The sequence below is a fragment of the Pseudonocardia adelaidensis genome (assembly GCF_039543345.1).
Taxonomy (GTDB): Bacteria; Actinomycetota; Actinomycetes; order Mycobacteriales; family Pseudonocardiaceae; genus Pseudonocardia; species Pseudonocardia adelaidensis.
The window spans coordinates 66,950-92,115 of record NZ_BAABJO010000027.1 but is presented as its reverse complement, the minus strand read 5'-3'; the positions used below and the strand labels follow the sequence as shown (position 1 = coordinate 92,115).

The 25,166-nt window shown below is 74.7% G+C and carries 4 protein-coding genes; all 4 read left to right on the top strand.

From position 1 onward, the window contains the following. The first annotated feature begins 31 nt into the window (after positions 1 to 31). The 4 genes from ABEA81_RS29845 to ABEA81_RS29830 all read left to right on the top strand — a co-directional run bounded on the left by ABEA81_RS29845 (position 32) and on the right by ABEA81_RS29830 (position 25,165). Entirely contained in the window at positions 32 to 23,623 is a 23,592-nt protein-coding gene (locus ABEA81_RS29845; protein ID WP_345609532.1) for a non-ribosomal peptide synthase/polyketide synthase, read from the top strand. A 21-nt stretch (positions 23,624 to 23,644) separates the two neighbouring features. Next, positions 23,645 to 23,869, top strand: coding sequence for an MbtH family protein (locus ABEA81_RS29840; RefSeq protein ID WP_345609600.1), 225 nt, complete (start codon positions 23,645 to 23,647; stop codon positions 23,867 to 23,869). 5 nt (positions 23,870 to 23,874) lie between these two features. Next, a complete protein-coding gene (locus tag ABEA81_RS29835; protein WP_345609598.1) occupies positions 23,875 to 24,825 on the top strand; it encodes a methionyl-tRNA formyltransferase in 951 nt (316 codons plus the stop codon). Positions 24,826 to 24,919: 94 nt separating this feature from the next. Next, complete coding sequence (locus ABEA81_RS29830) at positions 24,920 to 25,165, top strand: hypothetical protein (RefSeq protein WP_345609530.1); 246 nt, start codon at positions 24,920 to 24,922, stop codon at positions 25,163 to 25,165. The last annotated feature ends 1 nt before the right edge of the window (position 25,166 follow it).

Here is a 25,166-nt window from a genome sequence, read left to right as displayed (position 1 = left end):
CGAACCCCCGAAAGGACCTGGTGGGAGAGGTATGACCATCGAGCGCGACACCCTGGTCGAACGACTCGAGGCGCTCGCCGAGTGGAACGACACCACGCCGCCGTCGGACACCACCACCGTCGCCGCGATGTTCGCCGATGCGGTGCGGGCGCATCCCGACGCGTTGGCCCTGGTCGCGGGCGCTCGCGACGGGCAGTCGGTGCAGCTGACCTACGCGGAGCTCGCCGAGCGGGTCGACCAGCTGGCGCACCACCTCCTGGACCGCGGGCTCACCGCCGAGCAGGTCGTCGCGGTCCACCTGCCGCGGTCGGCGGAGATGGTCGTCGCGGTGCTGGCGATCATGGTCGCGGGCGGCGCGTTCGTGCCCGTCGACCCGGAGTGGCCGCAGGAGCGCCGCAGGCAGGTGCTCGGCGACGCCGGCGCCGTGATGATGGTGACCGCGGCACCCCAGGGCGATTCGATCGTGCCGGAAGCCGTGGTCGACCTCGGCTCGTGGGCCTACGGGGAGCTCCCCACCACGCCGCCCGCCGTGCGCATCGAGCCCGGGCGCCTCGCATACGTGATGTTCACGTCGGGGTCGACCGGCCGGCCCAAGGGCGCGATGATCCGCCACGAGGCGATCTGCAACCGGCTGCAGTGGCAGGTGGAGGAGATCCTGCACTTCGGGCCGGGGGACGCGGCGCTGTTCAAGGCGCCGCTGTCGTTCGACATCTCGGTCAACGAGATCCTGCTGCCGCTCGTGTCCGGCGGCTACGTGGTGGTTGCGGAGCCGGGCGGCGACCGGGACCCGCAGTACCTCCTCGACCTGATCGCCACCGAGGGCGTCACGTTCGTCTACCTCGTCTCCTCGATGCTCGACGTGCTGCTGGAGATGGCGCGCGGCACCGCGAAGCTCGACGGGCTCGAGCACGTGTGGTGCGGCGGCGAAGTGTTGACACCGGACCTCTTCGAGCGGTTCCGCAGCCGGCTGACCACCACGCTGTACCACGGGTACGGCCCCGCCGAGGCCACGATCGGCGTCTCGCACGTGATCTACCGCGACGACGCCGAGCGGATCGCCACGTCGATCGGCCGGCCCAACCCGAGCACCCAGCTCTACGTGCTCGACGACGACCTGCGCCCGGTGCGGGTCGGCGTCGGCGGCGAGCTGTACGCGGCCGGGTTCCTGCTCGGCCGCGGCTACGTCAACGCGCCGGGGCTCACGGCGGCCCGGTTCGTCGCGAACCCGTTCGCGGGCGACGGCTCGCGCCTCTACCGCACCGGCGACCTGGCGCGGTGGCACGAGGACGGGTCGCTGGAGTTCCTGGGCCGGGCCGACAACCAGGTGAAGGTCCGCGGCATGCGCCTCGAGCTGGAGGAGGTCGAGGCGGCGCTGGCCACCCACCCGGACGTCCGGCAGGCGGTGGTCGCGGCCCGGGACAACGCCGCGGGCGCGACGTACCTGGCCGGATACGCCCTCGCCCCCGACCCGGTCACCGGAGAGGACCTCCGCCGGTGGTGCGCCGACCGGCTGCCCGAGTACATGGTGCCGCGCACCGTCACCGTGCTGGACGCGTTCCCGCTGACGCCGAACGGCAAGGTGGACCGGCGGGCGCTGCCCGAACCGCGGTGGCGGGAGGAGCGCACCCGCGGGCGGGCGCCGCGCACCGCACGGGAGCACACGCTCTGCGGGATCTTCGCCGAGCTGCTCGGGCTCGCCGAGGTCGGCGCCGACGAGGACTTCTTCGCGCTCGGCGGCGACAGCATCGTCGCGATCGGCGTGGTGAGCAGGGCGCGGCGGGCCGGGCTCGCCGTGCGGCCGCGCGCGGTGTTCGAGCTGCGCACGCCTGCGGCGCTGGCGCTCGTCGCGGGCGACGTGGATGGGGCGCGGCGCGGCGCGGCCGTCGAGCCGGTGGGCGAGCTGCCGGCCACGCCCGTGGTCGAGTGGCTCTGGGAGACCGGGCCGTCGGTGGGCTTCTACCAGTCCATCGCCGTGGACGGCCCGGCCGGGCTCACCCCGGACCGGCTCACCGAGCTGGCCTCGGCGCTGCTGGGCCACCACGAGGTGCTCCGGGCGGTGGTCGGCACCGGCGCCGACGGGCGGCCGACGGTCCGGGTGCCGGCCGAGGTGCCGCCGCCCTCGGTCACGCACGTCCGGCTGGACGCCGGCGACGCGCTCGACGAGCGCGTGCTGCGGGAGACCGCGTCCGCCGCGGCCCGGCTGGACGCCGCCTCGGGCCGGATGGCCGAGTTCGTGTGGCTGGACCGCGGGAGCGGGGTGGCGGGCCGGCTCGTCCTCGTCGTGCACCACGTGGTGGTGGACGGCGTGTCGCTGCGCATCCTGGCCGAGGACCTGGAGGCGCTGTACGCGGGCCGCCCCCTCGACCGGTCGGCCTCCTTCCGCGAGTGGGCGCTGGCGCTCGCCGGCGCCGCGCGGGCGGGGGCGTTCGACGACGACCTCGCCTTCTGGCGGGAGACGGCGGCCGCCCCGAACCCGATGATCGGGCGCCGGCCGCTGGACCCGGCCGTCGACACGGTCGCGACCGAGCGGGCGCTCACCGTGACGCTGCCGAGCGCGCTCACGAAGCCGCTGCTCACCGCGGTGCCGGCCGCGATCCACGGCGGCGTGAACGACGCGCTGGTGGCGGCTTTGGCGCTGGCGGTCACGCAGTGGCGGGGAGACGGCGGCTCCCGGCTCCTCCTCGAGATGGAGGGCCACGGTCGCGAGGCCGAGCTGGTGCCGGGCGCCATCGACCTGTCGCGCACCGTCGGCTGGTTCACCACGCTCTACCCGGTCGCCCTCGACGTGCCCTCCGGCGGTCTCGCCGCAGTGGTGAAGGGGGTCAAGGAGCAGCTGCGCGCCGTCCCCGGCAACGGGCTGAGCTACGGCAGCCTGCGCCACCTCGCGGGCCACGCCGATCTCGCCGTGGCGCCCGCGCTGCTGTTCAACTACCTCGGCCGGTTCGCCGCGGGTGCCGAGGTCGGCGAGGACCGCGACCCGCGGATGCCGCTGCCCCGTGCCCTCGAGATCAACGCCGTCACCGTCGACACCGCCGACGGGCCGGCGCTGTCGGCGCGGTTCAGCTGGCCCGCGGCGGTGCTCGACGAGGACGAGGTCCGCGCGCTGGCGCAGCGCTGGCTGCGGGTGCTCGGGGACATCGCCACCGACGCGTCGGTCGCCGGGTTCACGCCGTCGGACTTCCCGCTCGTCGAGCTCGACCCGTCCGACGTCGCGGAGCTGGAGCGCGAGGTCCCCGGCCTGCAGGACGTGCTCCCGCTGCTCCCGCTGCAACAGGGCATGTACTTCCACGCGAGCTACGGGGACGGGTCCGTCGACACCTACCTCATCCAGCAGGTCGCCGAGCTGTCCGGCCCGCTCGACGCGGAGGCGCTGCGGGATGCGGTCGCCGCGATGGTCGGGCGCCACCCCGCGCTGCGCGCCGGGTTCCGCGACCTCGCCGACGGACAGATCGTCCAGGTCGTCAGCGGGCGCGTCGAGTTCGACTGGCAGGTCGTCGACCTCGGCGGGCGCCCGCACGCCGAGGCCGTTGCCGAGCTGGAGCGGGTGGCTGCCGCGGACCGGGCCCGGCCCTTCGTGCTGGCCGAGCCGCCGCTGTTGCGCTACAGCCTCGTGTCGCTGGGCCCGACCGAGCACCGGCTGGTGCAGACCATGCACCACATCATCGCCGACGGCTGGTCGTACCCGTTGATGTTCAACGACATCGTCGACGCCTACCGCGGCACGCTGCGCGGCCTGCCCGCCGTGGCGCTGGGCCAGCACATCGCTGCCATCGCACGGGCGGACGCGCGGGAGACCGCCGCGGTGTGGTCCGACGCGCTGGGGGGCGTCGACGAGCCGACCCTGCTCGTGGACGCCGACCCGGGCGCCGCGGTCGGCGAGCACCGCATCGTCGCCGAGGAGCTGTCGGCCGAGCGGACGGCGGCGCTGGCCGCCGCGGCGCGCGACCTCGGCGTCACCCTCAGCACGGTGCTGCACGCCGCATGGGGGCTGCTCCTGGGCCGCGCCGTCGGCGACGACTCCGTCGTCTTCGGGTCGACGGTGTCCGGGCGGGCCGGGCAGTCCGTGCAGGGAGTCGACTCGGTCGTCGGGCTGCTGATCAACACCGTTCCGGTGCCGATGGCGTGGGCGAAGCACGAGCCGGTCGGCGACGTGGTGCGCAGGCTGCAGGACGAGCAGGCCGCGGTGCTCGACCACCAGCACGCGGGGCTCGCCGAGCTGACGCGGTCGCGTGGCCTGCGCACGCTGTTCGACACGCTCGTGATCGTCGAGAACTTCCCCGAGGTCTACGCGCCCGCCGACGACGGCCTGTCGGTGCGCGGGTTCACCTCGACCACGTTCTCGCACTACCCGGTGTCGATGGTCGCCTTCCCCGGCGAGCGGCTGCTGCTGCAGGTGAAGTTCGACGTCGGCCTGGTGGAGGAGGGCCTCGCCCGCAGGCTGCTGCGGCAGGTCACGCGGATCCTCGACCAGCTGGCGGTCGACGCGAGCGTCCCGGTCGGCCGGCTGGAGGTGGTCGACGCCGACCAGTGCGCCCTGGTGCTCGACACCTTCAACGACACCGCTCACGACCTGGGCGCCCCCACGCTGCGCAGCCGCTTCGAGCACTGGGCGGCGCACACCCCCGGGACCACCGCGGTGGTGTTCGAGGGCGCGTCGGTCAGCTACGGCGAGCTGAACGCGCGGGCGAACCGCCTCGCCCACAGCCTGATCGCGCGGGGCGTCAGGCGCGGCTCGGTGGTGGCCGTCGTGCTGGAGCGCTCGGTCGAGCTCATCGTCGCGCTGTACGCGGTGCACAAGGCGGGTGCGGCCTACCTGCCGATCGATCCCGGCTACCCGGCCGAGCGGATCGCGTTCATGCTCGACGACGCCGGGCCCTCGCACGTGATCGACGATCCGGCGGCCGTCCCCGCGGACGGGGACGCGTCCGGCCCCGACGTCCCGGTCTCGCCCGCCGACCCGGCGTACGTCATCTACACCTCCGGCTCCACCGGTCGCCCGAAGGGCGTGGTGGTGCCGCACCGCGCCGCCGGCAACTTCCTGTCGTGGATGCAGGAGACCTACCGGCTGGAGCCGGGCGAGCCCACCCTGCTGAAGACGCCGTCGAGCTTCGACGCGTCGCTGCGGGAGCTGTTCTGGCCGTTGATGTCCGGCGCCACGATGGTGATCGCGAAGCCGGACGGGCACAGGGACGCCGCGTACCTCGCCGAGCTCATCCAGACCCACCACGTCACCACCGCCCAGTTCGTGCCGTCGATGTTCGCGGTGTTCCTCGAGGAACCGGCGGTGCGCGACTGCACCTCGCTGCGGCGCGTGATCTGCGGCGGGGAGGCGCTGCCCGCGGACGTCGTCGCCCGCTTCGCCGGCATCGCCGAACTGCGCGACTGCGAACTGCACAACGTCTACGGCCCCACCGAGGCCGCGATCGACGTCACCGCGTGGGACACGGCGGAACTGCCGGTCGGGCGGTCGGTGCCGGTCGGGCGGCCCGTCGCCAACACCCGGCTCCACGTGCTGGACAGCGCCCTGCGCCCGGTGCCACCCGGCGTGGCGGGAGAGCTGTACATCGCCGGCGTGCAGCTGGCGTACGGCTACCTCGACCGGCCGGGCCTCACGGCGGAGCGCTTCGTCGCCGACCCGTTCATGCCCGGCGAGCGGATGTACCGCAGCGGCGACCTCGCCCGCTGGGACGACACCGGCGTGCTGGAGATCCTCGGCCGCGGCGACCACCAGGTGCAGGTGCGCGGCTTCCGGATCGAGCCGGGGGAGGTCGAGGCCGCGCTCGTCACCGCAGGCGACGCCGCGCGCGCCGTGGTGGTCGTGCGGGACGGCCGGCTCGTCGCCTACGTGGTCGGGTCGGTGGACCGCGAGGCGTTGCGGGAGCGAGTGGCGCAGGTCCTGCCGGAGCACATGGTGCCCTCGATCGTGGTGGCGCTCGACGCGTTCCCGCTGACGCCGAACGGCAAGCTCGACCGGGCGGCGCTGCCGGACCCCGACTTCGGGAGCCTCGTCTCCGGCCGCGGGCCGCGCACCGAGCGGGAGGAGCGGCTCTGCGGCCTGTTCGCCGACGCGCTGCGGCTGGACCGGGTGGGCATCGACGACGACTTCTTCGCGCTGGGTGGCGACAGCATCACCTCGATCGCGGTGTCCGGCCGGGCCCGCCGCGCCGGGATGCGGATCACGCCGCGCGACATCTTCCGGCTGCGCACCGTGCAGGCACTCGCCGCGGGGCCCGGCGACGACCCCGAGCAGATCCCCGTCCCGGAGGCGGACGACGGCGCCGGGCCGGTGCCGCTCACGCCCGTCATGGCGGAGGTCGCGGCGAACGGCATCCCCCTCGACAACTTCTCCCAGTCGATGCTGGTCCGCACGCCCGCACCGCTGACGCACGACGACCTGGACCGCATCCTGCGGGCCGTCGCCGACCGGCACCCGCTGCTGCGGGCCGTGGTCGGCACAGCGGCCGACGAGGGATGGGCGGTCACCGTGCCGGACGCAGCTGCCGCGGGCGTCCCGATCAGCGTGAGCGCCGCCGAACCGTCGCCGGAGGTGGTCGAGCGCGCCACCCGGGAGGAGGCCGCCCGGCTCGACGCGCGGCGCGGGATCATGCTGCGCGCGCACTGGTTCCGCGACGCGGGACGGCTGCTGCTGGTCGCGCACCACCTGGTGATCGACGGCGTGTCCTGGCGGATCCTGACCGCCGACCTGGCCGCCGCATGGCAGGCCGTCGCCGCGGGACGCGAGCCCGAGCCGGAGCCGGTGGGGACCTCGTACCGGACCTGGTCGCAGGTCCTCCGGAACGCCGACTTCCGCTCCGAGCTCCCCTACTGGCGGGAGGTGCTGAACACCGCCGACCCGGCACTCGGCCACCGGGCGCTCGACCCGCACGTCGACGTCGACGCGACCACCGACACCCTCGCCGTCGACCTGCCACCCGAGGCGTTCGGGGACCCCGCGCAGGCGATCCACGGCCGCGCCGACGACATCCTGCTCACCGGGTTCGCGCTCGCGATGCAGCGGTGGCGGCGCGGACGGGGCGTCAACGCCGGATCCGCGGTGCTGCTGGGGGTGAAGGCGCACGGCCGGGAGGGCGACCTCTTCGGCCGCCACGTCGACCTGTCCCGCACCGTCGGATCGTTCACGAGCATCTACCCGGTGCGGCTCGACCCGGGAGAGGTCTCGTGGGGAGCGGGTCCGCAGCTCGCCAGGGCGGCGAAGCTGGTCAAGGACCAGCTGCGGGTGCCGTCGGCCGGCATCGGCTACGGCGTCCTGCGATACCTCGACCACGGCGCCGACCTGCCCGCGGTCACCCCGCAGATCGTGTTCAACCACCGCGGCCGCAGCGCCGGGGGCCCCGACGAGGACTGGGGCTTCACCACCGTCGGCTCGGGGCTCGACCCGCGCTCGCCCGTCGACGCGCTCGAGATCAACGTGATGGGCGACGGCTCGGCGACCCTGACCTGGCCGACCGGCATCCTCGGTGCGGCCGAGGTCGGCGAGCTGGCGTCGCTCTGGGCCGACGCGCTACGCGCACTCGCGCGGTGTGCCGAGCTGCGCGGGCACACGCCGTCGGACTTCCCGCTCGTCGACCTCTCCCTGGACGACGTACAGGCGATCGAGGCGGCGAGCCCCGGCCCGGTCGCCGACGTCTGGCCGCTGTCGCCGCTCCAGGAGGGCCTGTTCTTCCAGTCCCGGATCGCGGGCGAGGGGGACGTGTACCTCGCGCAGGACGCGTTCGACCTCGACGCCCGGCTCGACGTGGACGCGCTGCGAGAGGCGTGCTCGCTCCTGCTGGAGCAGAACTCGGCGCTGCGACTGGGCTTCACCGACGCCGGGCTCGACCGCCCGGTCGCCGTCGTCGCCGCGGGCCTCGCGCCGCCGGTCACGGAGATCGATCTGTCGGGGATGACCGACGCGGAGCGCGCGGAGCGCACCGAGGCGATCATGGCCGCCGACCGGCGCACCCCGTTCGACCTCACGTGCCCGCCACTGGTGCGGCTCACCGTGCTGCGCGGGGACGGGCGGGACCGCCTGCTCCTCACCCGCCACCTGCTCCTGTGGGACGGCTGGTCGCGGGAGCTGGTGCTGCGCAGGCTGTTCGGCGCCTACGCCGCGGTCCGCCGGGGAGGCGCCCTGCCGGCGCCGGTCCGCGCGCAGTTCCCCGACTACCTGGCGTGGCTCGCCGGGCAGGACGACGAGGCCGCGGCGGCGGCGTGGTCGGGGGCGTTCGCGGACCTCTCGGACCCGACGATCCTCTTCCCGGCGGCCGTCGGCACCGACCCGGTGATCGCCACCCGGATGTCGGTGGAGCTCACCCCCGAGGACACCGCACGCCTGTCCGGGCAGGCGCGCTCGATCGGCGTGACCCTGAACTCCGTCGTGGCCACCGCGCTCGGGCTGGTGCTCGGCCACGCCGCGGGCACCGACGACGTGGTGTTCGGGATGACCGTGGCCGGCCGCCCCACCGAGGTCGAGGGCATCGAGTCGGTCGTGGGCGTCTTCCTCAACACCATCCCGGCCCGCGTGCACGTGGACCCCCGCGCCACCACGGCCGACGCCGTGCGCGGCATGCACGAGCAGCGCATCGCGATGATGCCGTACGAGTACCTGGGCCTCGGCGACGTCCAGCGCGCCGTCGGCCGCGGGCAGCTGTTCGACAACCTCTACGTCCTGCAGAACTTCGTCGACGACGACACGTTCACCGAGCTGGAGGCCGAGCACGGCATCCTCTCGGCGGCCGGCGTCGACTCCACCCACTACCCGTTGACCTGGGTGGTGTACCCGGGCGAGCGGCTGTGGATCAAGCTCGAGTACCGGGGCGACGTGGTGCCCCGGAAGACCGCGGCGGCCCTGCTCGCCCGGCTCGAGCAGGTGCTGCTGGGGCTGGACCTCGGGCAGCCCGTCGGCGAGCTGGCGCTGCAGACGCCCGCGGACCGCGCCGCCATGGCGGCCGAGTGGGAGAAGGCCGTCCAGCCCGTCGGCGCGGAGACCATCGCCGACCTGCTCGCCGAGCGGGCCGCGGCCGGGCCGGCCGAGACCGCGCTGGTGTGCGGCGCCGCGCGGCTGAGCTTCGAGGAGCTCGACGCGCGGGTGAACCGGCTGGCGCACCACCTGCTGGCCGCCGGTGCCGAGCCCGAGCGGATCGTGGGCCTGGCGCTCCCGCGGTCCGTCGACATGGTCGTCGCGCTGTTCGCGGTGCTGCGGACGGGTGCGGCCTACCTGCCGCTGGACCTGGAGTACCCGGACGAGCGGCTGGCCGGCGTGATCGCGGACGCGCGGCCGATGGTGGTGCTGTCGACCTCCGCGGTGTCGTCCCGGTTCGCCGGCACGGCCACCCCGGTGACCGATCTCGACACCCTCGACCTCACCGGATACCCGGCCGCGGCCCCGGCGCCGTTCGCGGCGGGCCGCCCCGGCCGCCTCGACCACCCCGCGTACGTCATCTACACGTCGGGGTCCACCGGGCGCCCCAAGGGCGTGGTCACCCCGTACCGCGGGCTGACGAACATGCAGCTCAACCACCGGAGGGAGATCTTCGACCCGACCGTGGCCGCGGCCGGGGGCAGGCGGCTGCGCATCGCGCACACGGTGTCGTTCTCCTTCGACATGTCCTGGGAGGAGCTGCTCTGGCTCGTCGAGGGGCACGAGGTGCACGTCTGCGACGAGGACCTGCGCCGCGACGCGCGCGCCCTCGTCGACTACTGCGCCCGCCACGGGATCGACGTCGTGAACGTGACGCCGACCTACGCCCAGGTCCTCATCGAGGAAGGACTGGTGACCCGGCACCCCCTCGCGCTGATGCTGCTCGGCGGGGAGGCCGTTCCGGAGAGCCTCTGGACGGCGCTGCGCGAGAGCGGCACCCTCGGCTACAACCTCTACGGCCCCACCGAGTACACGATCAACACGCTCGGCGCGGGTACCGGGGAGAGCGCGACCTCCACGGTCGGGCACCCGATCTCCAACACCCGCGCCCACGTGCTCGACGGCTGGCTGCGGCCGGTGGACGTCGGCGTGGTGGGGGAGCTCTACATCGCGGGCGCCGGGCTCGCGCGCGGCTACCTGCACCGGCCCGGGCTCACCGCCGAGCGGTTCGTCGCCGACCCGTGGAGCCCGGGCGGGCGCATGTACCGCACCGGCGACCTCGTGCGCCGCCGCCCGGACGGCAACCTCGACTTCCTCGGCCGCACCGACGACCAGGTGAAGATCCGCGGCTATCGCGTGGAGCTCGGCGAGATCGAGTCGGTGCTCGCCGGGCAGGCCGGCGTGCGGCGCGTCGCGGTGGTCGTCCGTGCCGAGGGCGACGTGAAGCGGCTCGCGGCCTACGTCGTGCCCGACGGGGGCGTCGACGACCGGGACGAGCTGCCGTCATCGCTGCAGGCGGCCCTCGCCGCGGTGCTGCCCGACTACATGGTCCCGGCGCTGTGGGGTGTGGTCGACGACCTGCCGCTCACCGTCAACGGCAAGCTCGACGCCGCGGCGCTGCCCGAACCGGGGCCCGTGGCGCGCCGGGGTGGCCGGGCGCCGAGCACGGAGGCGGAGCGGGTGCTCGCCGGGATCGTCGCCTCGGTCGTCGGCGTGGCCGAGGTCGGCGTCGACGAGGACTTCTTCACCCTCGGCGGCGACAGCATCTCGTCGATCACGCTCTGCGGGCGGGCCCGGAAAGCGGGCCTCGACCTCGCACCCCGTGACGTCTTCCGCAAGCGGACGGTGCAGGCGATGGCCGCCGGGCTCGCCGTCGAGGGCGAGCGGCCGCGCGCGGTGCGGGACTCCGGCGTGGGCGCCGTGCCGAACACGCCGATCCTGGCGGCGTTCGAGCGGATGCCCCTCGGCAACTTCTCCCAGTCGATGGTCCTGCGGACCCCGGCCGGCATGACCAGCGACGAGCTGCAGACGGTGCTGGCCGCGATCCTCGATCGGCACGACCTGCTGCGGGCCCGCGTCGACGGGGCGGGACCCTGGCACCTCACCGTGCCGGAACCCGGCGCCACGGGCGTCGCCCGCCTGCTGGAGGTCACCGACCGCACCGGCCGTCCGACGCCGGAGGAGATGGCCGCCGCCACCCGTGCCGCGGCCGCCGCCCTGGACGCGCGCGGCGGGACGATGGTGCGCGCCCACTGGTTCCGGGACGCGGCCGGTCCGGGGTGCCTGCTGCTGGTCGTGCACCACCTGGTGGTCGACGGCGTGTCGTGGCGCATCCTCACCGCCGACCTCGCCCAGGCCTGGTCGGCCGTCCGCGCCGGGCGCGAACCGCGGCTCGACGAGGTCGCCACGTCCTTCCGCACCTGGGCGCTGCGGGTGCGCTCGGCGGCCGACCGCGGCCTGTTCCACGGCGAGGCCGCGTACTGGCGCGACATGGCGGGCACGCCGGATCCGGACCTCGGCTCCCGGCCGCTGGACCCCGCGGTCGACGTCGCCGCGACCACCGACACGGTGACGCTGCGCCTGCCCGCCGACGTCACCGGGCCGTTGCTGTCCACGGTGCCGGCCGCGATCTTCGGTGGCGTCAACGACGTCCTGCTGGGCGCCTTCGCACTGGCGGTCGCGCACTGGCGCCGCGTCCGCGGGCGCGGTGACTCCTCTGCCGTGCTGCTCAGCCTCGAAGGGCACGGCCGGGAGCCCGAGCCGTTCGAGTTCGACGGTCCGCTCGACCTGTCCCGGACGGTCGGTTGGTTCACCTCGCTCCACCCGGTGCGGCTCGACCCCGGTGTGGTCGAGTGGGACGACGTCGTCGGGGGCGGGGCCGGCCTGGCCCGCGCCGTCAAGGCAGTGAAGGAACAGCTCCGCGTGCCCGGCCGCGGCATCGGCTACGGCGTGCTGAACGACCTCGACGCGAGCGTCGACCTGCCGGACGTCGAGCCGCAGATCCTGTTCAACTACCTGGGCCGCTTCGGCGCGGGCGCCGAGGCCGATTGGGAGCCGGTCGCCGACTACGACGCGCTGGGCGAGGGCGTGGACCCCGCGTCCGAGGTGCGGGCGCTGTCGGTCAACGCGATGACCCATGACGGCGCTGCCCACGACAGCGCGGCCGGGCCGGAGTTCTCCGCGACGCTCGCCTGGCCGACGGGGATCCTGTCCCGCGCCGAGATCGAGCAGCTCGCCTCGCTGTGGGAGCAGGCGTTGCGCGCCGTCGCGAGCTCGCGCGAGCTGGCCGGCCACACGCCGTCCGACTTCCCGCTCGTCGCGATGACCGCGGACGACGTCGCCGAGCTGGAGGCGACGATCCCGGGCGGCCCGGCCGACGTGCTCCCGCTGCTGCCGCTGCAGCAGGGGATGTACTTCCACTCGGTGCAGAGCACCGACCGGGACCCGTACGTGATCCAGCACGTCCTCGAACTGCGCGGTGCGCTCGACGGGGAACTGCTGCGTCGCGCGGTGGAGGCGATGGTGCACCGGCACCCGGTGCTGCGTGCCTGCTTCCGCGAGCTCGCGGACGGCCGGGTGGTGCAGGTGGTCGCCGGGCGGGTGGACCTGGACTGGGAGGCCGTGGACCTCCGCGACCGCCCGGACGCGTTCGCCGACGTCGCTGCCGCGCGGTTCCGCACCGTCTTCGACCTCGCCGCGCCGCCGCTCCTGCGCTACACGCTCGTGACCCTCGCCGACGACCGGCACCGCCTCGTCCAGACCATGCACCACCTCCTGGCCGACGGCTGGTCGTACCCGCTGATGTTCGACGACGTCATGGCCGCCTACCGGCAGCTCGTGCGGACCCGCCGGGCCGACCTGCCCGTGCCCGCGGTGACCTTCGCCGACCACGTCGCCCGGCTCGCCGCTCGCGACCCGGCCGCGTCGCGGGAGGTCTGGGTCGAGGCGCTCGCGGGCGTCGACGGGCCCACGAAGCTGATCGACGCGCCGCGCGGCGCCGACGTCTCGTCCCACGCCGACGTGCAGCACGAGCTCTCGGCGCAGGTGTCTGCGCGGCTCGCCGACCGGGCCCGGGCCGCCGGGGTGACCCTGTCCACCGTCCTGCACGGCGCGTGGGGTCTGGTGCTCGGCCGCACGCTCGGCCGGGAGCGCGTGGTGTTCGGCTCCACGGTGTCGGGCCGGGCGGAGAACGCGGCCGGCGTCGAGGAGATCGTCGGACCGATGATCAACACCCTGCCGGTGCCGATGGAGTGGGCGGCGGCCGACCCCCTCGACGCCGTCTTCGCGCGGCTGCAGGACCAGCAGAGCGCCGTGCTCGACCACCAGCACATCGGCCTGGTGGAGCTGGCCCGGATCGCGGGCGTGAGCGAGCTGTTCGACACGATCGTCGTGGTCGAGAACTTCGCCGTCACCGAGGCGCCGGAACCCGCGGAGGGCGTACCGGCCGCGGAGTGGATCGACGGCACCGACGCCGCGCACTACCCGGTGGCGCTCGTGGTGCACCCGGACGAGCGGTTGCGGCTCAAGATCACCTACGACACCGGGCTCGTCGAGGAGGGGTTCGCCCGGCGGCTCGTCGAGGCGATGGCGCTGCTCCTCGAACAGTTCGCCGATGACCCGGCGGTGCCGGTCGCCGGGCTCCGGGTCGGCGCCACGCCCCCCGTCGCGCGCGCGTTGCCCGGCCGCGACGACCGCACGCTGGCCAACCGGTTCACCGAGGTCGCGCGCGAGCGTCCGGACGCGGTTGCCGTCCGCGACCAGCGCGTGGAGCTGAGCTTCACCGAGCTCGACGTCCGGTCGGACGCGCTGGCGCACCGACTGGTGGCGCACGGGGTGCGGCCGGGCTCGCGGGTCGCGATCGTGCTGCCCCGGTCGGCCGACCTGATCGTCGCGATCGTCGGTGTGCTCAAGGCGGGCGGCTGCTACGTGCCGATCGACCCGGCGTCCCCGGCGGCCCGGATCGCCTACATCCTCGACGACTCCACGCCCGAGTGCGTGCTGGCGGTGGCCGGGACGACCGACGTGCTGCCCGAGGGCGGCCCGGCCGTGCTCGTCCTGGACGACCCGGGCGTCGTGGATCCGGCGGCGGGCCCGGTGTGCATCGGGCACCCCGACGCCGACGCCTACGTCATCTACACGTCCGGTTCCACCGGCCGGCCGAAGGGCGTCGCGGTACCGCACCGCAGCGTCACCGCGCTCCTCGCCGGCGCCGCGGCCGACTTCGACTTCGGGCCCGACGACGTGTGGACGCTCTTCCACTCCTACGCCTTCGACTTCTCGGTGTGGGAGATCTGGGGCGCGCTGCTGCACGGGGGCCGCCTCGTCGTCGTCGACCACGACGTCGCCCGCGACCCCGAACGGTTCCACGCGCTGCTCTCCGACGAGGGCGTCACCGTGCTCAACCAGACCCCGTCGGCCTTCTACTCGCTGATCGCGGCCGACCGCGGCAGCAGCCGACCGCTCGCGCTCCGGTACGTCGTCCTCGGCGGCGAGGCGCTGGACCCGCGCAGGCTCGCGCCCTGGTACGGACGCCACGGCGACTCGGCGCCGCGGCTCGTGAACATGTACGGGATCACCGAGACCTGCGTGCACGTCACCCTACGGGCGCTCACCGCGGACGACGCGGCGCGCGCCGACAGCGTGATCGGAGTGCCGCTCGCGGGGCTCACGGTGCACGTGCTCGACCGCTACCTGCAGCCGGTGCCGCCCGGCGTCACGGGTGAGGTCTACGTCGCAGGCCCGCAGCTGGCCCGCGGCTACCTCGACCGCCCCGGCCTCACCGCGTCCCGGTTCGTCGCGGGCCCCGACGGGCAGCGGCTCTACCGCAGCGGCGACGTCGCCCGGTGGACCGAGGACGGGGAGCTGGTCCACATGGGCCGGTCGGACGACCAGCTGAAGCTGCGCGGGTTCCGGATCGAACCGGGGGAGGTCGAGGCGGCGCTGCTGGAGCTCGACGGGATCGACGGCGCGGCGGTGAGCGTGCAGCGCGATGCGCAGGACCGCCCGCGGCTGGTCGCGCACCTGGTCGGGAACGGCGTGGACGTCGACGCGGCGCGCCGGCACGCCGCGACGGTGCTGCCCGCACACATGGTTCCCGCCGTCTTCGCCGTGGTCGACGGCCTGCCGCTGACGATCAACGGGAAGCTCGACCGCGACGCCCTCACCCTCGCCGGGCCGCACCCGTCCCCGCAGCCCGCCGAGAGGACGGGGGCCGGGGCCTTGGCGGAGCTGTTCGGCGAGATCCTCGGCATCGAGACCCCCGGCGTCGACGCCGACTTCTTCACCCTCGGCGGCGACAGCATCATCGCCCTGCAGCTGGTGAACCGGATGAAGCGGCTCGGGCTGCGGGTGACCCCGCGCGACGTGTTCACCCACCGGACGCCCGCGGCGCTCGCGGCGCTGGCCGGCCCGCAGGCGCCCGCCGTGCCCGACGAGGACCCGGACGCGCTCGGCTCGGTGATGCTGACCCCGATCGTGCACCGGCTCGCCGAGCTCGGGGGCAACGTCGACCGCTTCAACCAGTCCGAGCTGCTGCTCACGCCGCCCGGGGCGACGGCGGAGCGGATCGGCGCGGTGGTCACCGAGCTGCTGCGCCGGCACGACGCGCTGCGGCTGCGGCTGTCCCGGCCCGCGCCGGTGCTCTGGGCCCTCGAGACCGCGCGGGACCTCCCCGACGGCGTGTTCACCGTCGTGGACGCCCGCGACCTCGACGACGCCACCTTCACCGACCTGCTGGGCGCCGAGTCCGACGCCGCGGCGGACCGGCTGCGCCCGGACGAGGGCCGGATGGTGGCCGCGGTCTTCTTCGACCGCGGCGCCGAACCGGGCCGGCTCCTGCTGGTGGTGCACCACCTCGCCGTCGACGGCGTCTCATGGCGGATCCTGCGCGACGACGTGCGCGCGGCGTGGGAGGGCGGCGCGCTCGAACCCGCCGCGACGTCGCTGCGGACCTACGCCCGCGTGCTCAACGAGACCTCCGCGCAGGACGGCAGGCTCGCCGAGTTCCCGCACTGGAGCGAGGTGCTCGCCCCGGGCGCCGAGCTCGACCCGACCCAGCTCGTGGTGGGCCGCACGGTCGGCGACACGCGGGAGCACCGGTTCCGGCTCAGCGCGGACGAGACGCTGCCGCTGCTCACCACCGTGCCCGCCGCAGCGCGCGCGGACGTCACGGAGACGCTGGTGACCGCCCTCCGGGTGGCCGTCTCCCGCTGGCGGGAGGCGCGCGGCCTCGCCGACGGGGACCTCGCGATCGACCTGGAGCGGCACGGGCGCGAGGACCTCGGACGCGATCTCGACCTGTCCCGCACCGTCGGCTGGTTCACCTCGATCGCCCCGGTGCGGCTGCCGGCGGGCGCCGGCGAGCCGCTCGACCGCATCGGCGAGGTGCGCGACCGGCTGCGGGCGGCGCCCGACGGCGGCTGCGGCTACGGGCTGCTGCGCTACTGCAACGCCCGTACCGCGGCGGCCCTCGCCCGCCTCGGGCAGCCGCAGGTGCTGTTCAACTACCTGGGGCGCTTCGGGGCGCCGGGCTCGGGCGACTGGGAGGCGGCGCCGGAGACCGCGGCGCTGCGCGTGGGGTCCGCGCCGGACATGGGCACGCCGTACCTGCTGGAGGTCAACGCCTACTGCGAGGACACCGCGGACGGGCCCGAGCTGCAGGTCGTGCTCACCTACGCCGACGGGTGGCTCGGCGACGGGGCGCTCGGCGACCTGCGGGACGCCTTCGGCGCGGTCCTCCGGGAGCTGGCGGACGCCGGCCGCGCCCCGGAGCCGGTCGAGGAGGTCTGGCCGCTGTCCCCGCTGCAGGAGGGGATCTGGTTCCAGGCCGAGCTGGCCGCCGACGCCGACGTCTACCTGGCGCAGAACGCGTTCGACTTCGACCGCGGGCTCGACGCCCGCCGGCTGGCTGCGGCCTACGAGCAGGTGCTCGCCGCCAACGCGGCGACCCGCCTGGGCTTCCGCGCCACGGGCGACGGGCGCGCGGTGGCGTTCGTCGGCTCCGGGTTGCGGTGCCGGATGACCGAGGTCGACCTGTCGCACCTCGCCCCGGACGCGGCGGAGCGCCGCATCGCGGAGATCACCGACGCCGATCGCGCCACGCCCTTCGACCTGCGGGAACCACCGCTGGCCCGGTTCGCCGTGATCCACGGGCCCGGCGGACGGGACCGGTTGCTGTTCACCTACCACCTGCTGCTGTGGGACGGCTGGTCGCGCGAGCTGGTGCTGACCCAGCTCTTCGCCGCCTACCGGGGGGAGCCGCTCCGGCCCTCGCGGGGGAGCTTCGTCGACTACCTCGACTGGCTGCGCCGCCAGGACGCCGCGGCATCCACGGAGTTCTGGCGGGAGGCGTTCGCCGGCCTGCCCGGGCCGACCCTGCTGTACCCGCAGGCCGCCGGCACCGCGCCGGTGCTGGCCCGGCGGATCTCGGCCGAGATCCCGGAGGAGGTCACCGCCCGGCTCACCGCGCAGGTCCGGGCGGCGGGCGTCACGCTGAACGCGCTGGTCAGCACCGCGTTGGCGGTGGTGCTGGGGCACGCAGCCGGGAGCAGCGACGTCGTCATCGGCACCACGGTGGCCGGCCGGCCCACCGAGCTCGACGACATCGACGACGTCGTCGGCGTCTTCCTCAACACGGTGCCCGCCCGCGTCCGGCTCGACCCGGCGGCGACCGTCGCGCAGGCGATGCAGGAGGTACAGCGGCACCGCGTCGACGCCATGCCGCACGAGTACCTGGGCCTCGGTGACATCCAGCGCGCTGCGGGCCGGGGCCCGCTCTTCGACAGCCTCTACGTCCTGCAGAACTTCCTGGACGACGACACCTTCGCCGATCTCGAGTCCGGCAACGGGATCGTCGGGGTGCGCAGCGTCGACGCCACCCACTACCCGCTGACCTGGGTGGTGATGCCGGGCAGGCGGTTGTGGGTGAAGCTCGAGTACCGGCCGGACGTCGTCGACGAGGCCGACGCAGCGGCGCTGCTCGGGCGGCTGGAGCGGCTGCTGCACCGCCTCGCGCACGACGTCACCTCGCCGCTGGCGGCCCTGCCGGTGCTCACCCCGGCCGAGGTGGCGGCGCAGGAGGCGGCCGACGCCGCCCGCGAGCACCCGATCGGCGACCTCACGATCGCCGAGCTGCTGGCGCGGCAGGCGGCGGCGACGCCGGACGCCCCGGCCCTGACCTGCGGCTCCACCACGCTGACCTACCGGGAGCTGGACGGCGCGGTCTCCCGGGCGGCCCGGCTGCTGGTCGCGCGTGGCGCGGGGCCGGAGACGATCGTCGCGCTCGCGCTGCCCCGGTCGACCGAGATGGTGGTGGCGCTGTTCGCGGTGCTCCGGGCGGGCGCGGCCTACCTGCCGCTGGAGCTCGACCACCCCGACGAGCGACTGCGGACGATCGTGGACGACGCGGCCCCGGCACTACTGCTCACCACCACGGCGGTGGAGCCCCGGCTGGCGATGTGCGAGGTCCCGATGATCCGTGTCGACTCCCCCGAGGTGGTGAGTGGATACGAGGGCGATAGCACTCGAATCCACTCACGGGTCGGTTCCACCCGGCTCGACCACCCGGCGTACGTCATCTACACCTCCGGCTCGACCGGGCGCCCGAAGGGCGTCGTCACCCCCTACCGCGGGTTGACGAACATGCTGCTCAACCACCGGGAGGCGATCTTCGGCCCGGTGGTCGCCGCCGCCGGCCGCGGGCTGCGGATCGCGCACACCGTCTCGTTCTCCTTCGACATGTCGTGGGAGGAGCTGCTGTGGCTGGTGGAGGGCCACCACGTGCACGTCTGTGACGAGGACCTGCGCCGCGACGCGCGCGCACTGGTGGAGTACTGCGACCGCCACCTGATCGACGTCGTGAACGTGACGCCGACCTACGCCCAGCACCTGGTCGAGGTGGGCCTGCTCGACGGGCACCGCCCCGCGCTGGTGCTCCTCGGCGGCGAGGCGGCGCCGGAGAGCCTCTGGGCCTCCCTGCGCGACGCCGACGGGGTGCTCGGCTACAACCTGTACGGCCCCACCGAGTACACGATCAACACCCTCGGCGGCGGCACCACGGACAGCCCGACCGCCACCGTGGGTACCCCGATCTGGAACACCCGGGCCCTCGTGCTGGACGAGTGGCTGCGCCCGGTGCCCGCGGGCGTGGCGGGGGAGCTGTACATCGCGGGTGTCGGCATGGCGCGCGGCTACCTGAACCGGCCGGCGCTCACCGCGGAGCGGTTCGTCGCCGATCCGACCGGCTCCGGCACCCGGATGTACCGCACCGGCGACCTGGTGCGGGTCCGGGCCGACGGCAACATCGACTTCCTCGGCCGCACCGACGACCAGGTGAAGATCCGCGGCCACCGGGTCGAGCTGGGCGAGATCGAGGCGAACGCGACCGCGGCTCCCGGCGTGCGCCGCAGCGCCGTCATCGCCGCCGACGACGGCGCAGGTGGCAAGCGGCTCGTCGCCTATCTGATCCCGGCGGAGCCCACGGCGGATCCCGACCGGCTGGTCGAGGAGGTGCGCCGCCACCTGCGCGACCGGATGCCGGGCTACCTGGTGCCGAGCGCGTACGCGGTGGTCGACGCGCTGCCGCTGACCGTCAACGGCAAGCTGGACACCGCGGCGCTGCCCGCGCCCCGCACCGTCTCGGTGAGCGGCCGCGAGGCGCGGACCGAGTCCGAACGCACGCTCTGCGCGATCTTCGCCGGCGCACTCGGCGAGGAGGCGTTCGGCGTCGAGGACGACTTCTTCGATCACGGCGGCCACTCGCTGCTCGCGACCCGCCTGATCGGTCGCGTCCGCGACGAGCTGGGCGCCGACGTCTCCCTGCGGCAGCTGTTCGACCACTCGACGCCCGAACGGCTCGCCACGGTTCTCGACGCGGGCCCGGCCACCGCGCAGACCAGGGTGACCCCGGTGCCGCGCCCGGAACGGCTGCCGCTCTCGCCCGCCCAGGAACGGCTCTGGCTGCTGCACGAGCTCGCTCCGGAGTCGGCGGCCTACAACTACCCGCTGCTGCTGCGCGTGCGGGGCGCGCTCGACGCCGAGGCGTTCACCGCGGCGCTGACCGACGTCGTCGGCCGGCACGAGGTGCTGCGCACGCTGGTCATGGACGGTCCCGAGCAGCGCATCCTCGACCGCGCGGTGCCCGAGGTGGACGTCCGGGACGCACCCGCGTCCGGCACGGAGGCGGTCGTGGCCGCCGCGATCGCGCGGCCGTTCGCGCTGTCGTCGCAGATCCCGGTGCGGGCCACCATGGTCCGCGAGACCGACACCGGCGACACGGTGGTCGCGCTCGTGCTGCACCACATCGCCGTCGACGAGTGGTCGGACCGGCCGCTGCTCGCGGACCTCGACGCCGCCTACCGCGCCCGGCGGTCCGGCACGGCACCCGACTTCGCCGCGCTGCCCGTGCAGTACGCCGACTACGCCCTGTGGCACCGCGCCGCCCTCGGCTCGCCCGACGACCCGGACAGCCGGTGCAGCCGACAGCGGGACTTCTGGCTGCGACAGCTCGCCGGCGCGCCCCAGGACCTGGCGCTGCCCTCCGTCGCCACCGGCCGGACGGGTGGCGGCACGGTCTCGGTCCGGCTCGGAGCCGACCTGATGGACCGGCTGCGGGAGCAGGCGCGCGCGTCGTCGTCGAGCACGTTCCTCGCCCTGCACGCCACGCTCGCGATGCTGCTGTCGCGGATGGGCGCCGGCACCGACGTCCCGGTCGGCAGCCCGGTCTCCGGACGGGGAGACGCGAGGCTCGACGAGCTGGTCGGCTTCTTCGTCAACACGGTCGTGATCCGCACCGACCTCACCGGCGCGCCGTCGTTCCGGCAGCTCCTCGACCGCGTGCGGGAGACCGGGCTGGCCGCGCTCGAGCACGCCGACCTGCCCTTCCAGCAGGTGGTCGAGGCGGTCAACCCGGTGCGGGTGCCCGGCCGCAACCCCGTGTTCCAGGTGATGCTGGGCTACCACCGCAGGCCCGACGGCGGCGACGAGGCGTTCGGGCTGCCGGTGGGCGAGGTCCCGGCCGTCACCGCCGACCCGAAGGTCGACCTCACGTTCACCGTCGTCGACGCCGGGGCGGGGCACCCCGTCGAGCTGTCCGTCGAGTACGACGCGGCGCGCTGCACGGCGGAGCTGGCGCGATCGCTCGCCGCCCGCTTCGGGGTGCTGCTGCGCGCCGCACTCGCCGACCCGGACGCCCCGTACCCGACCCTCGACGTCCTGACCACCGATGACGCACGCGCGATCGCCCGCTGGTCGCGGGGTGCCGAGCCCGCGCCGGATGCCGGGTCGCCGGATCGCGCGTGGTTCCGGCGGTTCGCCGACCTCGCCGCCCGTATCCCGGACGCGCCGGCCGTCCGCTCCGGTGCGACGACGCTGTCCTACGCCGACCTGGACGCCGCGTCCGACGCCGTCGCCGCGGGCCTCGTGGCGCGCGGCGCCGGACCGGAGACGACCGTGGGCGTGGCGCTGCCGCGCTCACCCGACATGATCGTCGCGCTGCTGGGCATCGCGAAGGCCGGCGCCGCGTTCCTGCCGCTGGACCCGGGGTTCCCCGCGGCCCGGCTGCGGTACATGCTGTCGGACGCCGCACCGGCGGTGGTGCTCGTCGACGGCGCGACCCGCGGGCTGCTCGACGGGGCGGCCACCGACCTCGCCACCATGGGCGAGGTCGCGGGCGACCCGGTGCCCCGGTGCGAACCGGACCCGGCGGCCGCGGCGTACGTGATCTACACGTCGGGTTCGACCGGCCGCCCCAAGGGCGTGGTCGTGACGCACGGCAACCTGGCGCACTTCCTCGCCGCCGCGCGACAGATCCTGCCGCTGACCCCCGCCGACCGGCTGCTCGCGGTCACCACGCTCTCCTTCGACATCGCGGTGCTCGAGCTGATGCTGCCGCTCGCCCACGGGGCGTGCGTCGTGCTCGCGTCGGCCGAGCAGGTCCGGGACCCGCGCTTGCTCGCCGAGGTGCTGCGGGCCGAGTCGGTGACCGCCGTGCAGGCGACGCCGTCGCTCTGGACCGCGCTGCTGGACGCCGCTGACCCCGACCTCTCCGGGGTCACCGCGCTGGTCGGCGGCGAGGCACTGCCGGCGCGGCTGGCCACGTCGCTCGGGCGGCGCGCGGCGGGGCTCATCAACATGTACGGCCCCACCGAGGTCACGGTCTGGGCGACGAGCGCCGCCGTGGGTCGGGAGCCGGGGATCGGGCATCCGATGGCGGGCACCACAGCCCACGTGCTGGACGCGGCGTTGCGGCCGGTGCCGCCCGGGGTGGTCGGCGAGCTGTACCTCGGCGGCCCGCAGGTGGCCAGGGGGTACCTGAACCGGCCCGGGCTGTCCGCCTCCCGCTTCGTCGCGGACCCCCACCGGCGCGGGGCGCGGGTGTACCGCACCGGTGACCTCGTCCGCTGGACCCCGGACGGCTGCCTGGAGTACCTGGGCCGCAGCGACCACCAGGTGAAGGTCCGCGGCTTCCGGATCGAGCTCGCCGAGATCGAGACGGTGCTCGAGTCCGTCCCCGGGGTGCGGCGCGCCGCGGCGGCCGTGCACGGGGACCGGATCGTCGCCCACCTCGAGGCCGAGCCTGGTGACGTCGGGGAAGCGGCCCGGGAGGCGGCCGCCGAGCGGCTGCCCGGCTACATGGTCCCGTCGGTCGTCACGGTCATGGACGCGCTACCGCTCACCCCCAACGGGAAGATCGACCGTGCGGCGCTCCGGGCCCCCGGGGCGCCGGTGACGGGCACCGCCCCGGCGTCCGCGCTGGAGCGCAGGCTCTGCGCGATCTTCGCCGAGGTCCTCGGCGTGGACGGGGTCGGCCGCGACGACGACTTCTTCGTACTGGGCGGGCACTCGCTCCTGCTGGTGCGGCTGGCCACCGCCCTGCGGCGGGACCTGGCCGTCGAGCTCCCGGTGGCCGAGCTGATGGCCACGCCGACGGTGTCGGCCCTCGCGCGGCGGATCGCCGGTGCCGGCGGCGGCAGCGGGGGACTGGCGCCCGTCCTCGTCCTCGGCGACGGGGCCGGGCGGCCACCCCTGTTCGCGGTCCACCCGGCGAGCGGGCTGGGCTGGCAGTTCGCCGGGCTGAAGCCGCACCTGCCTGCCGACGTCCCGCTCTACGCGCTGCAGTCCCCGCGCCTGCAGGACCCCGCCGCCGCCCCCGGGACGCTCGCCGAGACCGCCCGCCGGTACGCCGACGAGGTCGAGCGCCTGGCGCCGGAGGGCCCGATCCAGCTCGTGGGCTGGTCGTTCGGCGGTGCGGTGGCCCACCAGGTGGCGGTCGAGCTCGGTGCCCGCGGACGCCGGATCGCGCTGCTGGCGATGCTCGACGCCCACCTGCCCGAGGGGCGGCGGGAGCTCGACCGGTGGGACGGCAGCGCGGCGATCGAGGGGCTGCTGGTCGAGCTCGGCCACCCGGTCCCCGCGGAGCGCGCAGGCGCCATGACCGTGGCCGACGCGGTGGCGGTGGTGCGCGCCCACGGCGGCACGCTCTCCGTGCTCGACGACGACCAGATCGCGCGCGTCGTGCAGACGTACCTGGCCAGCGACCACATGATCGAGCACACCGAGCTCGCCGCCGTCGCGGGCGACGTGGTGTTCGTCGACGCCACGGTCCCCGAGCGCGGGTTCACCGGCACGGCGTCGCGGCGGTGGCGGTCCCTCGTCGCGGGCGACCTCGAGGTGGTGCGGGTCGCCCGTGCGCACTCGCAGCTCCTCGATCCCCCCGCGATCGGCGAGTGGTTCCCGGCGGTTTCCCGATTTCTCTGGAGTGAGTAGCGAGATGGAGGTGCGGTGACGATGTCGACGAACCCGTTCGACGACGAGAGCGGCGAGTTCTACGCCCTGATCAACGACGAGGGCCAGTACTCCCTGTGGCCGACGTTCGCGGAGATCCCGGCCGGCTGGACGGCCGTGCACGGTCCGGGCCCCCGTCAGGAGGTGCTGGAGCACATCGAGGCCAACTGGTCCGACATGCGCCCGCGCAGCCTGGTGGCGGAGATGGAGCGCGGGGCGCGACCGTGACCGGGATGCGGGTCGTGGCGTTCGGATACATGACGTGGGGGCGGCGGACGATCGAGGCGGTGCTCGCGGCGGGCCACGAGGTGCCGCTGATCGTCACGCACCCGGACGGGGACAACGCGTACGAGAAGATCTTCAACGAGTCGGTGGCCGATCTCGCCGCCGACCACGGCATCCCGCTGCTGGTCCGCAACAGGGCCGAGGACGCCGAGGTCCGCGAGGCGGTCGCCGGCGCCGCCGCCGACGTCATGGTCGTCTCGAACTGGCGCACCTGGCTGCCGCCGGAGGTGTACTCGCTCCCGCGCCTTGGCACCGTGAACGTCCACGACGCGCTGCTGCCCGCCTACGCCGGGTTCGCTCCGCTGAACTGGGCGCTGATCAACGACGAGCCCGAGGTCGGCGTCACCGCCCACATGATGAACGCCGAGTTCGACGCCGGCGACATCATCCTGCAGCTGCGCACGCCGGTTTCGGACGACGACACGGTCGTGGACCTGTTCGACCGCACCCTCGCGATGTTCGGCCCGATCACCGTCGAGGCGCTGGAGCGGGTGGCGACCGGCCGCACCGACTGGACGCCCCAGGACCGGACCGCGGCCTCGTACTTCCACCGCCGCGGCGAGGAGGACAACCGCATCGACTGGGCCTGGCCCGCGCGCGACATCTTCAACCTCGTCCGGGCCCAGGCCGACCCGTACCCGAACGCCTACTGCTTCCACCGCGGTGAGCGGCTGCGGGTGCTGCGCGCCCGCGTCACCGACGACGCGATCGGCGGGACGCCCGGGCGGATCGTGATCCGGCGGGGGAGCGGTGTCGTGATCGTCGCGGGGGCCGACGCCCGGCGCGGGCGCAACCGCGGCGTCCTCGTCGAACGGGTGCGCACCGACGACGGGCGCGAGTACGACGCGGCGGACCACTTCCCGCAGATGGGCGGGTACCTCACGTCCCACCCGTCGTGATCCGCATGTGTGGCTAGGCACATCAGATGAGCGGCGACCCGCTACGGTGATCGGCGGCGGTACCCACGTCGGCAGCGGACAGGGTCGGGAACGGGTGAACAGCGAACCCACTGCGATCTTCCTGGGGCAGCTCCACTCCGGACACCGGGGTAAGCCGATCTTCATCGAGCGCAAGGGCGGGCACGGCCTCAGCGGCATCCTCAGCGAGGTGCACCACTACGGGACGTCCGAGGGAGCCCGCACGCGGATCGTCGTGGTGTGGTGGCCGGACGTCGAGATCCCGCTCGACCTCGGAAGCGACGACACGGCGATCGTGCACCTGCCCGCTGCGTCGTCGTAGC